The 19,621-nt window shown below is 54.5% G+C and carries 18 protein-coding genes; 15 read left to right on the top strand and 3 right to left on the bottom strand.

Going from position 1 to position 19,621, the window contains the following annotated elements; translation table 11 throughout:
* Positions 1-61 precede the first annotated feature (61 nt).
* The 8 genes from JFU58_RS22775 (at position 62) to JFU58_RS22740 (ending at position 7,281) form a co-directional block, all read left to right on the top strand.
* Positions 62-823: a GntR family transcriptional regulator gene (locus JFU58_RS22775; RefSeq protein WP_076013439.1), complete on the top strand. Its 762-nt coding sequence runs from the start codon at positions 62-64 to the stop codon at positions 821-823.
* On the top strand, positions 820-2,553 hold the full coding sequence (locus JFU58_RS22770; RefSeq protein ID WP_201142418.1) for a fumarate reductase/succinate dehydrogenase flavoprotein subunit: 1,734 nt from the start codon (positions 820-822) through the stop codon (positions 2,551-2,553). Before JFU58_RS22775 ends, JFU58_RS22770 begins: the two co-directional genes overlap by 4 nt.
* Positions 2,554-2,608: 55 nt before the next feature.
* The gene (locus tag JFU58_RS22765; protein ID WP_003217650.1) at positions 2,609-2,854 is read left to right on the top strand and encodes a 4Fe-4S dicluster domain-containing protein; all 246 of its coding nucleotides are present in this window, start codon (positions 2,609-2,611) and stop codon (positions 2,852-2,854) included.
* A gap of 122 nt (positions 2,855-2,976) precedes the next feature.
* Positions 2,977-4,383, top strand: a complete 1,407-nt coding sequence (locus tag JFU58_RS22760; protein WP_177069770.1) for an ABC transporter substrate-binding protein — start codon at positions 2,977-2,979, stop codon at positions 4,381-4,383.
* Positions 4,384-4,395: 12 nt separating this feature from the next.
* On the top strand, positions 4,396-5,178 hold the full coding sequence (locus tag JFU58_RS22755; protein WP_063030135.1) for an ABC transporter permease: 783 nt from the start codon (positions 4,396-4,398) through the stop codon (positions 5,176-5,178).
* Complete coding sequence (locus tag JFU58_RS22750) at positions 5,178-6,017, top strand: ABC transporter ATP-binding protein (protein ID WP_177069768.1); 840 nt, start codon at positions 5,178-5,180, stop codon at positions 6,015-6,017. Before JFU58_RS22755 ends, JFU58_RS22750 begins: the two co-directional genes overlap by 1 nt.
* A complete protein-coding gene (locus JFU58_RS22745) occupies positions 6,014-6,967 on the top strand; it encodes a HEAT repeat domain-containing protein (protein WP_063030139.1) in 954 nt (317 codons plus the stop codon). The genes JFU58_RS22750 and JFU58_RS22745 overlap by 4 nt, the downstream gene beginning before the upstream one ends.
* The gene (locus tag JFU58_RS22740; protein WP_063030141.1) at positions 6,964-7,281 is read left to right on the top strand and encodes a DUF971 domain-containing protein; all 318 of its coding nucleotides are present in this window, start codon (positions 6,964-6,966) and stop codon (positions 7,279-7,281) included. Before JFU58_RS22745 ends, JFU58_RS22740 begins: the two co-directional genes overlap by 4 nt.
* Here JFU58_RS22740 and JFU58_RS22735 read toward each other — a convergent pair.
* Positions 7,266-8,471: a multidrug effflux MFS transporter gene (locus JFU58_RS22735; RefSeq protein ID WP_063030143.1), complete on the bottom strand. Its 1,206-nt coding sequence runs from the start codon at positions 8,469-8,471 to the stop codon at positions 7,266-7,268. The genes JFU58_RS22740 and JFU58_RS22735 overlap by 16 nt on opposite strands.
* A 198-nt stretch (positions 8,472-8,669) precedes the next feature.
* Positions 8,670-9,029: a winged helix-turn-helix transcriptional regulator gene (locus JFU58_RS22730; protein WP_063030145.1), complete on the bottom strand. Its 360-nt coding sequence runs from the start codon at positions 9,027-9,029 to the stop codon at positions 8,670-8,672.
* Positions 9,030-9,128: 99 nt separating this feature from the next.
* Between JFU58_RS22730 and JFU58_RS22725 the strand changes: the two genes are divergently transcribed.
* The 4 genes from JFU58_RS22725 (at position 9,129) to JFU58_RS22710 (ending at position 14,091) form a co-directional block, all read left to right on the top strand.
* Positions 9,129-9,878 carry an SDR family NAD(P)-dependent oxidoreductase gene (locus JFU58_RS22725; protein WP_201142416.1) on the top strand — a complete coding sequence of 250 codons (750 nt, stop codon included), beginning with the start codon at positions 9,129-9,131 and terminating at the stop codon, positions 9,876-9,878.
* 826 nt (positions 9,879-10,704) lie between these two features.
* A complete protein-coding gene (locus tag JFU58_RS22720; protein WP_201142414.1) occupies positions 10,705-11,322 on the top strand; it encodes a hypothetical protein in 618 nt (205 codons plus the stop codon).
* On the top strand, positions 11,319-13,319 hold the full coding sequence (locus JFU58_RS22715; protein WP_201142412.1) for a hypothetical protein: 2,001 nt from the start codon (positions 11,319-11,321) through the stop codon (positions 13,317-13,319). The genes JFU58_RS22720 and JFU58_RS22715 overlap by 4 nt, the downstream gene beginning before the upstream one ends.
* Positions 13,320-13,323: 4 nt before the next feature.
* Positions 13,324-14,091: an ATP-binding protein gene (locus JFU58_RS22710; protein WP_242488315.1), complete on the top strand. Its 768-nt coding sequence runs from the start codon at positions 13,324-13,326 to the stop codon at positions 14,089-14,091.
* 2,070 nt (positions 14,092-16,161) lie between these two features.
* On the opposite strand, the gene JFU58_RS22705 is transcribed toward JFU58_RS22710, so the two are convergent.
* A complete protein-coding gene (locus JFU58_RS22705; protein ID WP_171905453.1) occupies positions 16,162-16,449 on the bottom strand; it encodes a hypothetical protein in 288 nt (95 codons plus the stop codon).
* 232 nt (positions 16,450-16,681) lie between these two features.
* Here JFU58_RS22705 and JFU58_RS22700 point away from each other — a divergent pair, with 232 nt between their 5' ends.
* The 3 genes from JFU58_RS22700 (at position 16,682) to JFU58_RS22695 (ending at position 19,460) form a co-directional block, all read left to right on the top strand.
* Complete coding sequence (locus JFU58_RS22700; protein ID WP_201142410.1) at positions 16,682-16,969, top strand: helix-turn-helix domain-containing protein; 288 nt, start codon at positions 16,682-16,684, stop codon at positions 16,967-16,969.
* A gap of 92 nt (positions 16,970-17,061) precedes the next feature.
* Positions 17,062-17,193, top strand: a complete 132-nt coding sequence (locus JFU58_RS32430; protein ID WP_274610131.1) for a hypothetical protein — start codon at positions 17,062-17,064, stop codon at positions 17,191-17,193.
* Positions 17,194-18,029: 836 nt separating this feature from the next.
* Positions 18,030-19,460, top strand: a complete 1,431-nt coding sequence (locus tag JFU58_RS22695; protein ID WP_201142407.1) for an IS1182 family transposase — start codon at positions 18,030-18,032, stop codon at positions 19,458-19,460.
* The last annotated feature ends 161 nt before the right edge of the window (positions 19,461-19,621 follow it).

The raw sequence follows: 19,621 nt of genomic DNA, 5'->3' as shown, positions 1-19,621 counted from the left end.
TCCGCGCTTTTCATAAGACTCCTTATGATCACGTCATAACTCGTTATGACAAGTGGTCCTGATGAACGAATCAACCGTCGCCTTATCTCCTCTGTCCAGCGTTCCGCTGCATGCCCAACTGCGGGATTTGCTGCGCAGCCGCATCCTCGATGGTGAATACGCGCCGAATACCCAGATGCCTTCCGAAAGCGAGCTGGGAGCGCGCTTCAAAGTCAGCCGCATCACCGTGCGTCAGGCCCTGGGTGATCTGCAAAAGGAAGGCCTGATCTACAAGATCCACGGCAAAGGCACCTTCGTTTCCAAGCCCAAGGCTTATCAGAACGTCAGCACCCTGCAAGGGTTGGGCGAGTCCATGACCGAGCGCGGCTATGAAGTGATCAACCGTCTGCGCAGCTACCGCTTTGTGCCCGCTGACAAGTTGGTGGCCGAGCGCCTGGGCGTGGAGGAGGGCACCACTGTCACGCAGATCAAGCGCGTACGGCTGATCAACCGCGAGCCGGTGTCGCTGGAAATCACCTACCTCAGCCAGGCCCTGGGCGAACGCCTGGAAAACGCCGACCTGGTGACCCGCGACATCTTTCTGATCCTGGAGAACGACTGCGGCCTGCAACTGGGTCACGCCGACGTGGCGATTGACGCGGTGCTCGCCGACAGCGAACTGACCCAGGCGCTGAACGTGGAGGCGGGTTCGCCGATCATGCGCATCGAGCGCCTGACCCACACCGCCGACGGCCAGCCGGTAGACTTTGAACACCTGTATTACCGCGGCGATGCGTTTCAGTACCGCCTGCGCATCGACCGTCAGCGAGGTAGCCGCCCGTGAGCCGCAAAACCCTGGAACTGGAATACGACATCGTGGTGATCGGCGGCGGCACCGCTGGCCCCATGGCAGCGATCAAGGCCAAGGAGGCCAACCGCGATTTACGCGTTCTGTTGATCGACAAGGCCAACGTCAAGCGCAGCGGCGCCATCAGCATGGGCATGGATGGGCTGAACAACGCGATTATTCCAGGCCACTCCACGCCGGAGCAGTACACCAAGGAAATCACAATCGCCAACGACGGCATCGTCAACCAGGCGGCGGTGTATGCCTACGCGACCCACAGCTTTGAAACCATCGAGCAGTTGGACCGCTGGGGCGTGAAGTTCGAGAAAGACGAAACCGGCGATTATGCGGTGAAAAAAGTCCATCACATGGGCGCTTACGTGCTGCCGATGCCTGAAGGGCACGACATCAAGAAGGTGCTGTATCGCCAGCTCAAGCGGGCGCGGGTCAACATCACCAACCGGCTGGTCTGCACCCGTTTGCTGATCGACAGCGAAGGCGCAGTAAACGGCGTGATGGGGTTTGACTGCCGTACGGCCGACTTCCAGGTGATCAAGGCCAAGGCGGTCATCCTGTGCTGCGGCGCGGCCGGCCGCCTGGGCTTGCCGTCGTCGGGTTACCTGATGGGCACCTATGAAAACCCGACCAACGCCGGCGACGGCTACGCCATGGCCTACCATGCTGGCGCCGAGCTGGCGAACCTGGAGTGCTTCCAGATCAACCCGCTGATCAAGGACTACAACGGTCCGGCCTGCGCTTATGTCACCGGGCCCTTGGGTGGCTACACCGCCAACAACAAGGGTGAACGCTTCATCGAATGCGACTACTGGAGCGGGCAGATGATGTGGGAGTTCCACCAGGAGCTCGAAAGCGGCAACGGCCCGGTGTTTCTCAAGCTCGATCACCTGGCCGAGGAAACCATTCAGAACATCGAACAGATCCTGCACAGCAACGAGCGTCCCAGCCGGGGTCAGTTTCACGCCAACCGGGGCACTGACTACCGCAGCCAGATGGTCGAGATGCATATCTCCGAGATCGGCTTTTGCAGCGGGCACTCGGCGTCGGGAGTGTGGGTCAACGAGCGCGCCGAGACGTCGGTCAAGGGCCTGTATTCGGCGGGCGACATGGCGGCCGTGCCCCACAACTACATGCTCGGTGCGTTCACCTATGGCTGGTTCGCCGGCACCAACGCTGCAAGCTTTGTGGCCGGGCGCGAATTCAGCGCAGTGGATGCCCAGCAAGTAGCCACCGAGCAGGCACGGATCTACGCGCCGCTGGACCGCGAAGCCGGCCTGCCGCCAGCCCAGGTCGAGTACAAGCTGCGGCGTTTCGTCAACGATTACCTGCAACCGCCCAAGGTCACCCGCAAGATGGAAATCGGCTTGCAACGCTTTGCCGATATCGAGCGCGACCTGGACCAGATGAAGGCACACAATCCCCATGAATTGATGCGCGCGATGGAAACCAGCGTGATTCGCGACTGCGCCGAAATGGCTGCCCGCGCCTCGCTGTACCGCGCCGAAAGCCGCTGGGGTCTGTACCACTACCGGGTCGACCACCCGCAACGCAACGACGCCGACTGGTTCTGCCATTGCCACCTGAAAAAAGGCGACGACGGGCAGATGGTCAGCTTCAAGAAACCCGTCGAGCCGTATGTAATTCCGTTGGATGCCGAAGAGCTGCAGGCCTACGACCGCCTGCGGGTCGGCGCCCACGCGGCTGCCTGAACCTGCGTTGCACCGCTACAGCCAGAGAGCGCAAAAGCGCCAAGGACACCGTGAAATGGCCTATCAGCCCCAGGAAATATTCTTCCGCTCCAACGCCCCGGTGACGGTGGATGAAGACAAGTGCATTGCCGAAAAAGGCTGCACGGTCTGCGTCGACGTGTGCCCGATGGATCTGTTGGCGATCAATCCGGCAACGCAGAAGGCGTATATGGCGTTCGATGAATGCTGGTACTGCATGCCCTGTGAAAAAGATTGCCCCACCGGCGCAGTCAAGGTCGAGATCCCGTACCTGCTGCGCTGAGATCTGCCGCAAACGCCATCCGCCAACCCCGGACGCCATCCGAGTGACACCCCCTCGTTTCCCACCACGCCTGACCGTGGCGGAGACGACTCTTTCAACCATGATTCGAGGGGAACTACCCAATGTTATTGCGCGCAACCTTGGCCGGCCTGGTGCTGGCTTCCTTGAGCCTGTCGGCTCAGGCCCAAACGATCCGGGTAGCCATCGGCACCCAGGACACCACCATCAACTGTGCGGCGGGCGGCTTGCTGATCCGCGAGCTGGGGCTGTTGGACAAGTACCTGCCACACGACGGCAAGTACAAGGACGCTACCTACGACGTGCAGTGGAAAAACTTCACCAGTGGCGCGCCGCTGACCAATGAAATGGTCGCCGGCAAACTGGACTTTGGCGCGATGGCCGACTTCCCCGGCGCCTTCAATGGCGTAGCGTTCGAAGCGGCGGGCAAGCACAGCCTGTTTATCAGCGTGTTGTCGGGCAACATCAAGGGCAGCGGCAACGGCATCGTGGTGCCGATCGCTTCCAGCGCCCAGTCCCTGGCCGACCTGAAAGGCAAGACCATCTCCGTGCCATTCGCCTCGACGGCCCATGGCATGTTGTTGCGCGCTGTTGCGGCCCAGGGGTGGGACCCGCTCAAGGACGTCAACATCATTGCCCAGGCGCCCGAAGTGGCGGGCTCGGCGTTGCAGGCCAACAAGATCGACGCCCATGCCGACTTTGTGCCGTTTGGCGAACTGTTCCCCAACCGGGGTTTCGCCCGCAAAATCTACGACGGCTCGCAATCCGACACCCCGACGTTCCACGGCGCGCTGGTGGACCAGAGTTATGCCAAACAGTACCCGGAAGTGGTCATCGCCTACCTGCGCGCAAGTATCGAGGCCAATCAGTTGCTGGCCGCAGAACCGGAGAAGTACAGCGAGCTGATCGAAAAAGTCACCGGCGTCGAAGCCGAGGTCAACTATCTGTTCCATGGCCCGCTGGGCGTGCAGACCCGCGACCTGAGCTGGAAACCCGAATACCGCCAGGCGGTGGGTACCGCGATCGACACCCTCAAGCTGCTGAAAAAGGCCGACCGTGGCCTGGACCTCAATACCTTTATCGATGACCAGTACATCCGTGCCGCGTTCAAGGCATCTGGACTGGACTATGAGGCGCAATTGGGCAATTACACCCAATCCCCGCTGAAGGCCAACGATGCCCTGACCGGCAAACCGATCACCGACTGGAAGCATGTGGCGCAAATCTGGGTCAAGGGCGAGCCCAAGGTGCGCGATTACGCATCGGCCGAGGCGGCGTTCACCGCCCTGGACAGTCTGAACAAACAAGGCAAAGCGGTGCGCGCGGTCTATGCCCAGGCCCAGGACAGCGGCATCAAGCTGTTGGCCAGCCAGGCGTGGTTTGCGAGCAATCAGCAAGGCCAACTCAGCGCGTTCCTGCTCAAGGGGCAGGCGCAGCAGTTCGCCCAGGCTCAGGGCGGCAAGGTGTTCAACTTTACCGACGCCGGCGCGCAGGCCGTTGCCGGTCGCTGAGGGAGCGTGTTCATGACAAGCACCCCATGGCGCTGGCTGCCCAAGGCCGCTTCATTGCTGTTGTGCCTGCTGTTCTGGCAGTTGGCGGCCAGCCAGCACTGGAACCTGTGGCTGGTGACCTTTGCCAATGTGCCCACGCCGGGCTCCGTGGTGCAGGCCGCCCTTGGGCTGGCGGACTCGGGCAAGCTCGCCAGGCACCTGAGTGCGAGTTTGACCCGGGTGTTTGAAGGCTACCTGGCGGCAGCAGTGGTGGGCATCGGGCTGGGCATTGCGATTGGCCGCTCGAAGTGGGCGGAAGACCTGCTGTTGCCGCCATTGGAGGTGATCCGGCCGATCCCGGCGGTGGCCTGGATTCCGCTGGCGATCCTGATGTTCCCGTCGTCGGAGCTGTCGATGATCTTCATTACCTTCACCGGCGCGCTGTTTCCGGTGTTGCTCAACACCGTGCATGGCGTGGAGGGCGTCGACCCACGGCTGATCGCTTCGGCGCGCAGCCTGGGGGCAGGGCGCCGGGCGATCCTGCTGGAAGTGATCCTGCCAGGCGCCGCGCCGAGCATCATCACCGGCCTGGCCATCGGCATGGGCACTTCCTGGTTCTGCCTGGTGACGGCGGAAATGATCTCCGGCCAATACGGCATCGGCTATTACACCTGGGAGTCCTACACCATCCAGAACTATGCCGACATTGTCGTCGGCATGCTGTTGATCGGGGTGCTGGGCATGGGCAGCAGCCTGTTGGTCAAGCGCCTCGGTGCACTGTTCACCCCCTGGCATCGACCACGAGGTAAAGCCTGATGAGTCAACTTGAAGGGCGTGTCGAGATTCGCGGCTTGTCTATTGTGTTGGGCGAAAAGCAGCAGGCATTCGAGGCGGTGAAAGCGTTGGATTGCAGGATCGAGCCGGGCCAGTTTGTGTGCATCCTCGGGCCGTCCGGGTGTGGCAAGTCGACCTTGCTCGGCGCGCTGGCCGGGCACCTCACGCCGAGCCAGGGCACCCTGGAAATGGACGGCGAGCCGGTTGCCGGGCCGTCCCAGCAGCGGGGCATGGTGTTTCAGCAACACACACTGTTCCCATGGCGCTCGGTGCGCGAAAACGTCGCCTTCGGCCTGAAGATGCGCGGCGTGGGCAAGGCCGAGCGTCTTGCTGCCGCCGATGACATTCTTCAACTGGTGGGCCTGGAAGATTTTTCCGAGCGCTGGCCCAACCAGCTGTCTGGCGGTATGCAGCAGCGGGTGGAAATCGCCCGGGTGTTGATCAATCGCCCCGGCCTGCTGCTGATGGACGAACCCTTCGGCGCGCTGGATGCATTGACCCGCATGAAGATGCAGGCGTTGCTGCTGGACATCTGGACGCGTATCCGCACCACCGTGGTGTTTGTCACCCATGACATCGACGAAGCGTTGTTCCTGGCCGACCGCATCCTGGTCATGAGCCCACGGCCCGGGCGCATCATCGAAGATTTCCTGCTGACCTTCCCGAGGCCACGCAGCACCGAGTTGATGACCTCGCCGGAATTTACCCACCTCAAGCGCCATTGCCTTGAGCTGTTGCACCACGAAGAAGGGCGCCAGTTGCCACGGCTGAACCCACTCGGGCTCCCCAACGATCACCCAAGACCGCGATTTGCCATATGACCTATGAAACCGAAAACCCCGACATCGAAGCCCTGCGCCCCCGGCTGCAAGCGCCGGATGCCGGCATGCGCCGGATCGCCCTGATTGATTTGGCAGACCTGGAAGACCCCGACGGACTGGTATGGCTGGTGGACAGCCTGCGCCACGACCCGGCCACCGATGTGCGCGCTCAGGCCGCCAGCCTGCTGGAAGCCTGGGAGGAAGACGAAGTGGTCGAGGCGCTGTGCCAGGCGCTGACCGACACCGAGGTATCGGTGCGTGACGCAGCCGCCCAGAGCTTGAGCGTGCTCAAGACAACACGGGCGGGTGGATTGTTATTGCCCTGGACCACCCACGCCGACGTCAGTGTGCGCACGGCTATATTTCGTGCCTTGCGCGAGTTGCGCCTTGACGCTGCGGCGCCGTCGGCACTGTTGGCGCTGAAGGATGCCGATGCTGGCGTACGCCGCGAAGCGGTCGGCGTGCTCGGCTGGCTAAAGCACCTGCCGGCACTGGAGGCCTTGGCGATATTAGCCAGCAGCGACCCGGACACCGAAGTCCGGCGCGCCGCCACCGGCGCCCTGGGTCTTGCCAGTGATGAGCGGGTGCTACCCGCGCTGTTTGAAGCGTTGCAGGACGCCACTTGGCAAGTGCGGGAGGAGGCGGCGACTACCCTGGGCAAAGTCGGTAGTGCCAGTGCAGGCGACGCCTTGATCAAGGCGCTGGCCGATGACTACTGGCAAGTCCGCCTGCGCGCCACCCGCAGCCTGGGTCGCTTGCGCTATGCCCCGGCGTTGCACGGGCTGGTCCTGACCTTGGGCCATAGCATCAGCAATCTGCGCAAGGAGGCCGCTCTGGCTCTGGGCGAATTGGGCGATCGCCAAGCCCTGGCTCCGTTGCGTGATGCCGCCGACGATGGCGACCCGGAAGTGCGCAAGGCGGTCCGCATTGCCCTGGCGCAACTGCAATGAACAGCGCACCGAAAAGCATTGGACGCGATGATGAAGGACGCTTGAGGCTGGAATGGCATGAAGGCGTGCAATGGATCGACCATGCCCGTCTGCGCCGTGAATGCCCATGTTCACAGTGCAGGGCCTTTCGGTTGAGAGGCATGCTGCCACTGGTATCGGACCGTATTCGGGTACTGAAAGTGCATCCCCAGGGGTATGGCGTGCAGTTGATCTTCAGCGATGGGCATCAGCGGGGGATTTACCCGTGGGCCTATTTGGCGGGCATGGGGCTTCAGGCTGAGGCCCCCATTTCCACTGGTCAGGTACGCGGCTGAGGTTGCAGGTGCGCCGGCAGGCGGCGCAGCGTCCACCACACGGTGAGCATCGCCGCCACAGCGCTGAGTGCGATGCCGATCAACATCGGTGCCGGTGTGTGGTCGGCGAACAGGCCGGCCAGGGACATGGCCACGGCCGCGGTGATCATCTGGATTGCGCCCAACAATGCCGATGCAGAACCCGCTACGGCGCCGTGATCTTCCAGGGACAACACCCCGGCCGCCGGCAATAGCAGGCCGAGGAAACCAAAGCCGATAAACAGCAGCGCCATCATCAACGGCAGGCTGTTACCCCACAGTGTGGTAAGGGCGAGCAAGGTCATGACAGTCGCCACGCCAGCCACCGACCAACGAATCAGAGGGGCCAAACCGAAACGTGCACTCAAGCGCGCCGTCAGTTGGCTAAGGGCAAAAAACGACGCTGCGTTGAGGGCAAAGCACAGGCTGAATTGCGTTGGCGTGAGCCCGTAATACTCGATGTAAACGAACGGCGCGCTGCCGATGAACACGAAAAATGTCGCCAGGCCAAAGCCGCCCACCACCGACAACCCGGTAAACACTGGATCGCGCAGCAACGCGCCGTAGCTGCCGAACGCATTGCCCAGGGTCTTGCCCAGGCGGCGTTCGGCGGGGTGGGTTTCCGGCAACTGCACGGCGGTCATGATCAGGCACAACACTGCGGCCACACCCAGCACCAGAAACACTTCGCGCCAGCTCCACACCGCGATGATCAGGCTGCCCGCCAGTGGTGCGAGGATCGGTGAAATACTCACCACCAGCATCAACAACGCCATCAAGCGTGCAGCTTCATGGCCGGTGTACAAGTCACGGACAATTGCCCGGGGAATCACCATCCCGGCGCAGGCGCCAAAAGCCTGCAACGCCCGGAAGGCGATCAGCGCTTCGATGGAGGGGGCGAGGGCGCAGCCAATGCTGCCCACGATAAAAATCACCAGGCCGGCATAGATCGGCGGTTTGCGCCCGAACACATCGCTGATCGGGCCGTAGAACAGCTGGCACACGCCGATGATCATGAAGAACACCGTCAGGCTCATCTGCACCGCAGCGGGAGAGGCTTGCAGGCTGGCGCCCAGCGTTGGCAAAGCCGGCAGGTAGATGTCGATGGCAAACGGGCCGACGGCGGTGATCAAGCCCAGCAGCAGGGCGAGGTGGGCGATACTTCGAGACATGGTGATTCCGGACGGCGGTAAAAAAGAGCGGCCAGCTTAGTGATCACCCTCGGTGCATACAAGCCGGTGTTTACAGACTCACTACATAGTTATGAGGGGCTGGGTGTCGCGGATGACCCTCGATCAGCACGGAATCGCGTAACCTATTGATTTAACTCAACTAAATATCCATTTAGTCGAGTTAAACATTTTGTGAGTTCAAGGCTGGGCGAGGGCGCCTGTTCGGCGTTCGCTGATGCGTTCAACCGCCAGCATATGCTCGGTGCCCCATTGGCAAAGAGGTCCCAAGGCCTTGGCCAGCGAACGCCCGAATGGGGTCAGGGAGTATTCGACCTTCGGCGGGATTTCCTTGAAGTCGATGCGATCGATGATTTCATCGCGTTCCAGCTCTTTCAACTGCTGGATCAGCACCTTATCCGTCACGCCGCCAACTGCACGCCGCAGTTCGCCATAACGGTGAACTTCATGGGCCAGGTGGTACAGGACCAACGGTTTCCATTTCCCGCCAATCACCGCCAGGGCGGCGTCGAGCCCACAATTAAAGGTGCTATTCGACATGCGTGTGCCCTCAGGCCTGGGTACTTACCAAAAGGTGCATACTATTCAAAATAATAGCGCGGATCTACGCTTGAGCCTCAACATTTATGGGAAACACTCATGAACAGACTCAACGGAAAAATCGCAGTCGTCACCGGTGGCAACAGCGGGATTGGCTTGGCCAGTGCCATACGTTTTGCGGCCGAAGGTGCACAGGTCGTTATCGTCGGACGTCGCCAGGAGGAATTGGACAAAGCGTTGGTCCTGATCGGGCATGACGCCGTTGCAATCCAGGGCGACATTTCAAATCTGCAGGATCTGGATCGGGTATTCGCGCAGATCAAAACAGACAAAGGCCACATTGATGTGTTGTTTGCCAATGCAGGCTTAGGGGATCTGGAACCCATCGGATCGATCACCGAGGAATCATTTGATCGCACATTTGGCGTGAACGTGAAAGGCACGCTGTTTACCGTTCAAAACGCGTTGCCATTGATGAGCGCCGGCGGCTCGATTGTGCTGACAGGTTCGACGACCGCTTCGATGGGCACCGCAGCGTTCAGCGTGTACAGCGCCTCGAAAGGTGCACTGCGAAACTTTGCCAGAAGCTGGGCGTTGGATCTGCAAGGCACGGGTATTCGGGTCAACGTGCTTTCACCTGGGCCAACGACGACGCCTGGTTTGGACCGAGCGCTTTCGGGAACCGGCCAGAAGGATGCGATTGTCGACTCGATGGTGACGCGCGTGCCGTTGGGTCGTATGGGTTTGCCAGATGAAGTGGCGAATGCGGCATTGTTCCTGGCGTCGGATGAAAGCAGCTTCATGACAGGTAGCGAGATGTTTGTGGATGGTGGTTTCGCTCAGGTGTGATTCAGGGTCATCGGCCAAATCGAGATGGGTTGGGTTTGGCCGATGAGGAGCGTGGTAGTCCCCAGAACTAAAGTATTGACATTTTTACCGCCTAAAAATAGCAAAAAAAACAGACCGTTAGCAAAATCTAGCATCGGCGTGGTGCCAAGATGTGAAAAGAAATTAGTCCCGGCTTTGGAAGTGATTATTTTCCTAAGAATGCGTAGGAACTAAATTACTGTCGGTGCTGCAGCGACACTATAGGAGCCCGAAGGCCGGCTTCAAGGGGAGGTCATTACCCACTGCGTATAGGTCGCAGAGGCTATTGTTGGATGGATGGCTACAAGTGTGGTCACCCAATCTGAGTTTGCCTCCTTCGACCTCAGTAAATACAGATTATGACAAGGGGGGACGTATTTGACCAAGGGCCGTTTTGTCCCGGTCAGTGTGTTATTGGGTTTGGTGATAACGCGTTAATCACGAGCAAAAATTACGCGCACCAATTGGCTTATTTTTTTAATTGGGTCTCGCTGAAAAGGTAAGGGGCTTTACCTATTTCTTATAGGTCAGCATACGAGGGGGATCTCAGGTTGACAATCTCTAAAGCGCGGAAGCTCTGAATATTGATACACTACACGTATACATATGACAGGGCTGCAAGCCGTTACATTAATTCGATACTAAACACGTAGCTGTATTTAAGTTGAAGAAGACCTATTTGACCGCAGGCTGACTTTTTTGCAGGGCCACTATATGGCAATTAAGCGATAAAAATTTATGATTAATTGATATAACAAAAAAAATATTCTGGGGGTAGATTAAAGCCTAATGAAAACGGAGAGCTGGTATGGCTTCGGGCAAGCAATCTCTCAAGCAAGCGCATAGGAAGCGAATTATTCGAGAGGTAAGAGCGCGCGGTCACAGTAATAGAAATCTCTGGTATGTGTACAGTGTCAAGCTCAAACAGGACTTGGTGTTGTCTTCCGATCTAGCTTTAGTCTACTGGCTAGTATTTCTTGAGATTGATCTAGATGTGGTGTCATTTCGGCAGTCTGAGGGAAGCGAAACTTTTGATTTTCTAGTTCAAAAAAGGTCAGGGGAACTAGTTGAAGTTGAGCTCTCGAGCTTGGACGAGTCTGCGGATAACAGTAGTGAGAAAAGTATTCGACTTTCACCAATGCAAGTTATGAAGGAGGCACCTTTCGCGATAAAAATTATGAAGGCTTTGGCATTCGCCGCGGCTATCAGATCGCTCGATTGTGTAGCAGCTTCGAATGCCGTACGTGCAATTGAGGTGTCGCTTGGGGAGGGGGACATAAAGAGTGTACTTTCAAAGGCTCCGCTTGTCGCCCCTCCGATAATTTGCGGTGTTTTAGTACGTCACTTTATCGCAGGGCATATCGAAATTGATTTTGCGGGTAAACCCTCGTTCGGTTACCACACTCAATGGAGATGTCGGTCATGACTACGATAAATAATGAGTCTAACAATTGGGTAGAAAGCTTAAGCAAGCGGGCGATAGCACTAGGCACTTTTCATGACTGGCCAAAACCTGAATTGGTGGGGTTGACAGATCAAGAGCGAGAGGAATTTCAGCTAAAGTTTTTGGCAATGAAACTCTACTGTGAAGGCCTTCCAATAAAGAACATCGTTGCTGCAACACGTATAAGTAGGCAGTGTATAAATTATTATGCATCACGGTGCATGCAGTTAGCTCCTGATGGCTTGTGTTGGGGATGCCGCGCACTGCTTCCATACTTGCATACAAAGAAATATAGCAGATCTAGGCCGGCGGCCTCAAAACTTCCTGAAACTCAAGGCGGATACTCGGGACTCCTGGGTGCAACCTTAAAAAAGTATTCAGAATTAGAATATAGATTTATTAGAAAGGTTCTTTCTTATTCAGATTCTGATTCTGAAAGCGAGTATGCCATCCGGTCAAAAACGTTACATAAGATATTTCTTACCTTGCTTAAGGAGTTCGGTGCTCAAGAAAATGAATGGCCCTTTAACACTTTGTATCAAGGGCAGCGCACGATATATGACTACATCAAAAGTATAAGAGAAAGCAATTTTAGTCGTGTTATACGCCTTGAAGGAACGCGCGAGGCGAAAGCACATATGGCAGTCGGAAAGGGACCAAGACCTGGATTGGTATACGCTGAACCATTCGAAGCTGTTGAGATTGATGGTTATAAAATTGATTGTCACTCTTCAGTTTTAATGAAGGCGCCGAATGGAACTTATATCCCCAAGAGGATTAGCCGGATATGGGTCGTACTCATGATTGATTGTGCATCGGGGGCGGTGCTGTCCTATAAGTGTGTTTTTCGATCAGAGGTTTCAGCTACCGACGTGGTTGATGTCATGCGTTATTCTGTTGTAGGGCAGAAAAAACCAGAGCCCGGTATTGAAGGACTGATATATCCCAAAGGCAGCGGATTGCCTAATGACGTTATTCCGCAGTGTAAAGGAGCCTTATTTACGGTTGTAAAATTCGATGGGGCACTGGCTCACCTATCGGTAAAGGTTACAAATGCTGCAAGAAAAGAGTTGGGCTATTTCTGGACGGTTGGTGCACCTGCGCACTTTGAAAGGCGACCATGTGTAGAGCATGTATTTGGCTTGCTCTCCAATAATGTATTTTGCCGACTTTTAAGTACGACGGGCCACGGCCCTAACAATGGGCGTGCGGAAAACTGTGAGGAAGTTGCGACGCAAGCCCCGATTCTTGTTGAGCATTTGCTTCATCTACTTGATGTTGAAATAGCTCAGCATAATACAAGGATGAGTGAAGGCCTGTTTTTCTTGTCACCGTTAGACTTTATCAGGCAAAAACTGGATAAAGATCACCAGCACTTCATGGTGAGAACGTTACCGGATGCCAGTGCTATGGGGGATACTATATTGCAGATGAAAAAAACAGTTAATGTTCGAGGTAGCAAAAAAAATGGCCGCCACCCTTATATTCAATTTATGAAAGTTCGTTACACGTCAAGCTATTTGCACGATGCGTGGGCAATGATTGGATCGAAGGTCGTACTGCACATTGATGAAAACGACTTAAGATTTGTAACAGCATTCACGATGGAAGGTTTTTTGCTTGGAAATCTTGTTGCAGTTGGAAAATGGGCAGATACCAAGCATGATTTGCGAACCCGTAAAGCCATCAACTCAAAGGTGGCGGATAGAACGTTGCAAGTCAGCTTTGAACAAGATCCAGTTCTAGCTTATCTGGCTTTTTTAAGTAAATCGAAGAGCAAAAAATCCATAGCTATTTCGGCCGACTCGGCAACCGAGGCAAAGCGTGTAGCGAGTGAGGCGGGAGCGCCATTAGTAGTTTTCGAATCCGCTAATAATTCAATTCCGGCGCAGGAAGGGAAACCGTTGGAGTTTTCGGACTCATTAATTATTGGTAGAAAGATTCCTGACCTGAATGAACTGCTCAGAAAAAAAGGCTAAAATAATGGAATCCAAACAAGAATTTGATAGGGAGGCTTATTTAGAGAGTCACCCGATTGTAAGTACTTTTTACACGCTGATTACGCCGATGATCGAAAAGGTCTATTCCATTTTTCGAGAAAGAGTATTCTCAAGACATACTGGGACCTTCTTGTATGCTCAGCCGAGAATGGGTAAGACAAGGTGCGCTAATGCCGTTAGAGACCTACTGGCCACCGAATTTCCAAAAAAATATGTCCTGTATCATACAGCAGATGGAAACAAGTCAGCTCACTTGACTCGCGATTTAGTTTTTGGAGCAGGGTTGTACAAAAATCCAAAAGAGTCATACAGTGCTTTGATTGAAAAATTTATCCTTCATGTACGTGTTGAAGTGGAATCAAGAGGTGGTAGGCACTTTGTAATAATTATTGATGAAAATCAACTTTTGTCGATAGACAGTTGGAATGAGTTACTTGTTATTCATAACCGTTTGGAGGAACATGGCATTAGCATGACGACGCTAGGATTCGGACAGGAGGAGATACTTCAAAGAAGAAATTTATTATTCGGTGTTGGAGCAACCAACTTAGTGGCTCGGTTTTTAAGTGAGCCAATTCATTTTGACGGATGTTTATCAGAAGCTGATTTCGAAAGCATACTCAATGAGTACGATTTGAATAAAGAATATCCGCTTGACTCGGGGTGCACATATACCGATTTCTTTTTGCCTAAGGCCTTTGCAGCAAATTTCCGATTGACTAGTTACAAAAACTTATTTGGGCCGAGTTAATGAATGTAGCAGGGGAAAATGGCCCCCGCGTATTACCTCTTGAACATATTTTCCGCGTTATCGAAAGGATTTTAATGCGTTCCCGCCATATGGATAGCTCGGAGTTTCAAGTCACGGAAGGGATTGTTAAGGAAGCAGTGGGCGCAAGTTTAATCGCTGAATTTGTATCGTTGATGCGACAGGCAGAAAGGAAGTAGCCCATGAAACTCACATATGGACACTTTAACTATATTCCATTTGAGTCATCGTGGGGGATCCTGTTAAAAGCAAGCGCATTAAACTTCACTCGCCCGTTACAACTACTCAACGAGATTTCACGATTTCAGCAGTCCAGTCGCCCTGTTCAGTACTGGAGAGGGCGTGCCATTGATGACTCCAAGCTGGCCGAAGCGCTTTCCCTGCCATATCCTGCAGTCAGACGGGCTTTTATCGATAACCTGGTGGAATGTACGCCATTCAATTCGGTGGTTTATATACGACACTGCGCAAAATGTATCGCTCTAGGTTACCACTCGGTGTTCTTTCTTCTCCAAATGATAAAGCGGTGCCCTTGGCATAACCTACCACTTGAGCTATGCGTGCCCTGCAGCAATGCCATGAGGCTAGGACTATTTTTTTCTCCATCACCTGGAGGATTCGGCGCCAAGACGCGCTGCGATCATTTTGTTTTTGATTCTTCCGGGTCCGTCTACCTGAATAGCACTACTCCAGAGCAGCGAAACAAGTATGCGGAAGTTGGCTTAAGGATCGAAGCATGGATTCATGCTGCGAGTGCAATGAAGGATCCTGTAGTCGACTACGCAATGTCTCTGCTTCACGCCGCCAAAGTAGAAAGCACCGACTTTAATGAGCAAGCGCAGTTCGTCAATATCGGTCTCAATTTCGCGATCACCGGATTAGGAGAATTCCCCTTTCCTAACGCAATCACTATTCGACCCATCCCTCCTTATAGAAAGATCGGCGCTACATACAGCCCTCAAGAGGCTACAGATTTTGATCTCAGCGCGCGAGAAGTATACGTTCGATACCGGTGCGTTCGTCGGTACTTGTACGAGACGTATGTGAAACCGCATTTGGCGTGCTATAGGTATCTGAGTTCCCTAGATGCTCAGAGTCGACATGGTCTCGACTGCCGGTGCGCCTGTACGGTGTCTGCGGCGTTTTTGGCTTGGCGTTTAGCGTTGCACTATCGATTTCCTACTGATGGGGGCGCGATCAATCTAACTACACCGAGTTGGCGTTTCCGTCCTACCTCTCCACGTCAGATTATGACTCTCTGGATAACTCAGTTTTATGCTATCTGGACCGGCATTGAATCCAGATGCGCAAATTGCAATCGAGACCGGGACCGTTTTTCGGTTGAGCTGTCGGGTGGAGATTCCCTTATATTGGGGGCGGATGTCATCAGCATAACCAGTGTTGACTTAGATAAAAGTTCTGATGTGACCTGCTTGCACGTTTGCTCCGACTGGCTATCTCGGCAAAGCGATAAGCGATGCAGTATGAGGTTACGCGTTAGCGACCAGAGTAATTTTCACGCAACTGAAGCCGTCAACAGCTGGTCCTACACACCCGAACCGAGGACTTTTCTACGCTTTTGGTATGGCAAACACAACAAAATAGGGCGCCCATCGCCATTTGTAGCCGCAGGTTGACGTAAATTCATCTGCTTTAAAAAGATGTTTGTCGTTCATCCGATAAGGGTGGCTGCAGGCAGGTGTGACGGTTGTTATGAAATGCCTCCAAAACAGCATTCCATTTCTCACCTATGGCTCTAGGATAGTCATTTGCACAACGATGCCGGCCTCGCTAGTCTAGGAGACTTTTTTCACTTTTAACCACAGAGCGGGATTAGTGCTTAGCGCTGTGTTTTTTGGTGCGACGACTCATCGATAACTGCCTGGTTAGCCAAATCAACGGTGCCCAATATAGCTTCCAGCAATCCAATATGTACCGTACTAGCGATTGTATAGTGCTCGGTTCCTTCAGACTTCCCATTAGGCTTTACCCCCTACACTGGTCTTTTTGAGGATTACGTATGTCACGCCGAGTGTTTCTTTGCTGTGTCTTTTAGCCCTTCGCTAAGTAGATGGTACACACAACCTGATCTGTCACGTCGTCTGTTTGCCCTTGGGTATAGAGGCGGTCACCTAGCACTCTATAGATGTAGGATTTCGCTTTGCCTGGGCCGTTCCCCACCTCCGTCAATTCCAAGAGAGGCTCCATCAGCCATCGATCAGATTTGTTGACATAACTTGGGCTGACCAACTGAACGTCTTCCACCCATGCTGTAGATGTTTTCTCAGTCAAAACGTTCTGCAAGGTCTCTACCTTGGACAGCATCAACATTTGGCTCATCTGCAGTCCATCCTCATGATGAACCAATCGTACGTAGAACCAAGGCACATGCAAGCCATGCTCGATGTACGACCATAGCTGTACGTCCTCGCCGAGAAATGCCGGCCTGGGTATTGCCGCATCCCGTGTCGTTCTAAACATACCACCGAAACCCTAGCGAAAATGAACACTATAGATTGTAGCTCTAAAGTGGTCGTTGCTGCCTTATAGTTCCTTTTGCGAGTTGTGCAAAATGGAGCTAAACCAAGCATTCGGACTGGCGCTGCAGCGCCTCAGGAAAAGCAGCGGGCTTACTCAAGAGGAGTTTTCGACCGTCAGCAGTCGTACGTATCTCAGCACCTTGGAGCGCGGTCTCAAGAGCCCTACGCTGGAGAAAGTAGGGGAGTTGGCCTCCGTGATGGAAATCCAACCGCTGACGCTGCTCGCTTATGCCTATTTGCTACGCGATGAAACGCTCAGTCTTGAAGGAATGCTTGCTCAGGTCTACGGTGAGCTAACGGCGCTCGCATCTGATGGTTGAGCGAGGCGACGGATCAGGACTAAGTCAATGGCGACGCTCCTGCATGCGGAGTAGGTCGATGCCTAGCATGGGGTTGTGTGGAGCGAGCCGATATGGATGCACTTGCCCCGTGGAGCGCGCATGCCGGTGAAGCCTTCGGGCAGCGCCCATGCCGCCAAGCATTAAGGCTTGGTTCCGCCAAAGCGAATTTTATTTATGTGGAGGAATACGATCTTATGATTTAAGAGTTCCTGTGCCTATTTTCTCTTGCTAAAGCAACCATCCAGCGCACATTTCTAATGGCAAAGCATCATTGCTGTAATTCGTGAAATTTGACATCGCAGTGGGTTTTTAAGTCGTCCCATCCAAGTCTAGAGAGCTCTGAAGTCAGGTATCAACGTCAAAATTTGACTAGGCATATCCAAATCAATAAGCTTGAAGGGCTCGCTCTGAGGTTCGTGGGTGAAAACCTCCTCTCGGAGACACTTGAAATGAAAAAAGCCCATCACCCGATGGGCTTTTTTTTGCTAGCAAACTTCTGAAAACTGAATCGCCCCGGCTTTCCTAGACGCCTTTGAGCGGCTGCTTTTGGCCCAGAGTGTGTCAAAACCCTTGTTAGCGGCTTCCACTCTAGTGTTTTTTCCTACTCAGCCCAGGTCAGACATCAGTTGCTCAGATTCAGTATAAGATTCCGGAAATCAGCAGGTACGCCGACAACGTGGGCTAGAGGCTAGAAATCTGGGGGTTGGATGATTGCAAGCAACGTTTCGTATCTTTGTCCGGTTTGTGGATAGCCCGGGCTTGAAGAGCCTCCATACGATGAGGTTGGCTGCTCTTCGTTTGGCATGTGCCCGTCCTGCGGTACGCAGTTCGGCTATGATGACGCAACATCTACTCATGCTGACTTGCGGAGATTATGGATCTCTAAAGGAATGCTTTGGTGTAGCAAAGCTCAAGCGTCGCCGAGAGGTTGGGACCCGGAAAGGCAACTACAGGCGGTTGAAAAACGCATCAATATCTCAACGGAACACCGCTCTTAGCCCTGCTATGATTTCTGAGGATTTCATCGCAGGGATCGCCCATGAAGCGCTTTATCCAAGGTGAACATCGAGGCCAAGAAACCTTCCTTCCCACGAGCCTCGACGATTACGTCACAGATGCCAATCCGGTGCGCGTAGTCGACATTTTTGTCGACGAACTGGACCTGGTCAAACTAGGTTTCGAGGGCGCCTTACCTGCTGATACAGGCCGGCCGGCTTACCATCCCTCGGTCCTGCTGAAGATCTACATCTACGGCTATCTGAACCGCATTCCATCGAGCCGGCGTCTTGAACGAGAAGCCCAACGCAACGTCGAGCTGATGTGGTTGACCGGGCGTTTGATGCCCGATTTCAAGACCATCGCCAACTTCCGAAAAGACAACAGCAAGGCCATCCGAGGTGTCTGCCGCCAGTTCGTGGTGCTGTGCCAGCAGCTAGGACTGTTCGAAGAAAATCTGGTCGCCATCGACGGCAGCAAATTCAAGGCCGTCAATAACCGCGACCGCAATTTCACCAGCGCCAAGCTGAAACGGCGGATGGAAGAAATTGAATCAAGTATCAATCGGTACCTGACTACGCTCGACGAAACTGATCGGCAAGAACCCTCGGTCGCTCAGCCCAAGGCTGCTCGTCTGCAAGAGAAAATCGACAAGCTCAAAGCTCAGATGAAAGAGTTGCAGGTCATTGAAACTCAGCTCAACGAATCAACGGATAAACAGGTCTCACTGACCGATCCAGACGCCCGTTCCATGATGACGCGCGGCACCGGAATCGTCGGTTACAACGTGCAGACAGCAGTCGATACCCAGCACCATTTGATCGTTGCGCATGAGGTGACCAACGTCGGTTCCGACCGCGATCTACTCAGCTCGATGGCCAAGCAGGCCCGCGAGGCGATGGCGTCAGATACATTGTCGGTAGTGGCTGACCGAGGTTACTTCAAAAGCGAACAAATCCTAGCTTGTCACGATGCAGGCATCACCGCCTATGTGCCCAAGCCGATGACCTCTGGAGCCAAGGCTGACGGGCGTTTCAATAACGATGCCTTCATCTATGACGCGGTAAAAAACGAATACATTTGTCCCGCTGGAGAGGCGTTGATCTGGCGCTTTTCCAGCGTTGAAAAAGGCCTGAAGTTGCACCGTTATTGGAGTTCTAATTGCCAGGGATGCGTGCTGAAATCGGAGTGCACACCGAGCAAGCAACGGCGAGTTCGGCGATGGGAGCATGAAGCCGTATTGGAGGAAATGCAGAACAGGCTGAGCAACGCGCCGGACATGATGCGAGTCCGCAAGCGTACGGTCGAGCATCCCTTCGGGACACTCAAACAATGGATGGGCGCCACACATTTCCTGACACGAAAGCTGAACGGAGTAAGTGCGGAGATGAGCTTGAACGTCCTCGCCTACAACTTGAAACGAGTCATGAAAATTATCGGTACCAGCGGTTTAATGAAGGCGCTGTCGGCCTGAAAAGATCTTTATTTTGGCCACCCAGCAAGGTAGAAGCGGCGCTAGGGGCTCCCAGCCCCTCGTGATGATCCGCAGGACTTGTTGTGAGCAATTACTCAGCTAACAACCGTCAGCGCTGCGCGCCGACAGTGCATCAGCGCGTTTTTACACACTCTGGGCCG

Source organism: Pseudomonas sp. TH34 (genome assembly GCF_016650865.1).
GTDB lineage: Bacteria > Pseudomonadota > Gammaproteobacteria > Pseudomonadales > Pseudomonadaceae > Aquipseudomonas > Aquipseudomonas yamanorum.
The sequence above is the reverse complement of the archived record's forward strand: the minus strand, read 5'-3'. Positions and strand labels throughout refer to the sequence as shown.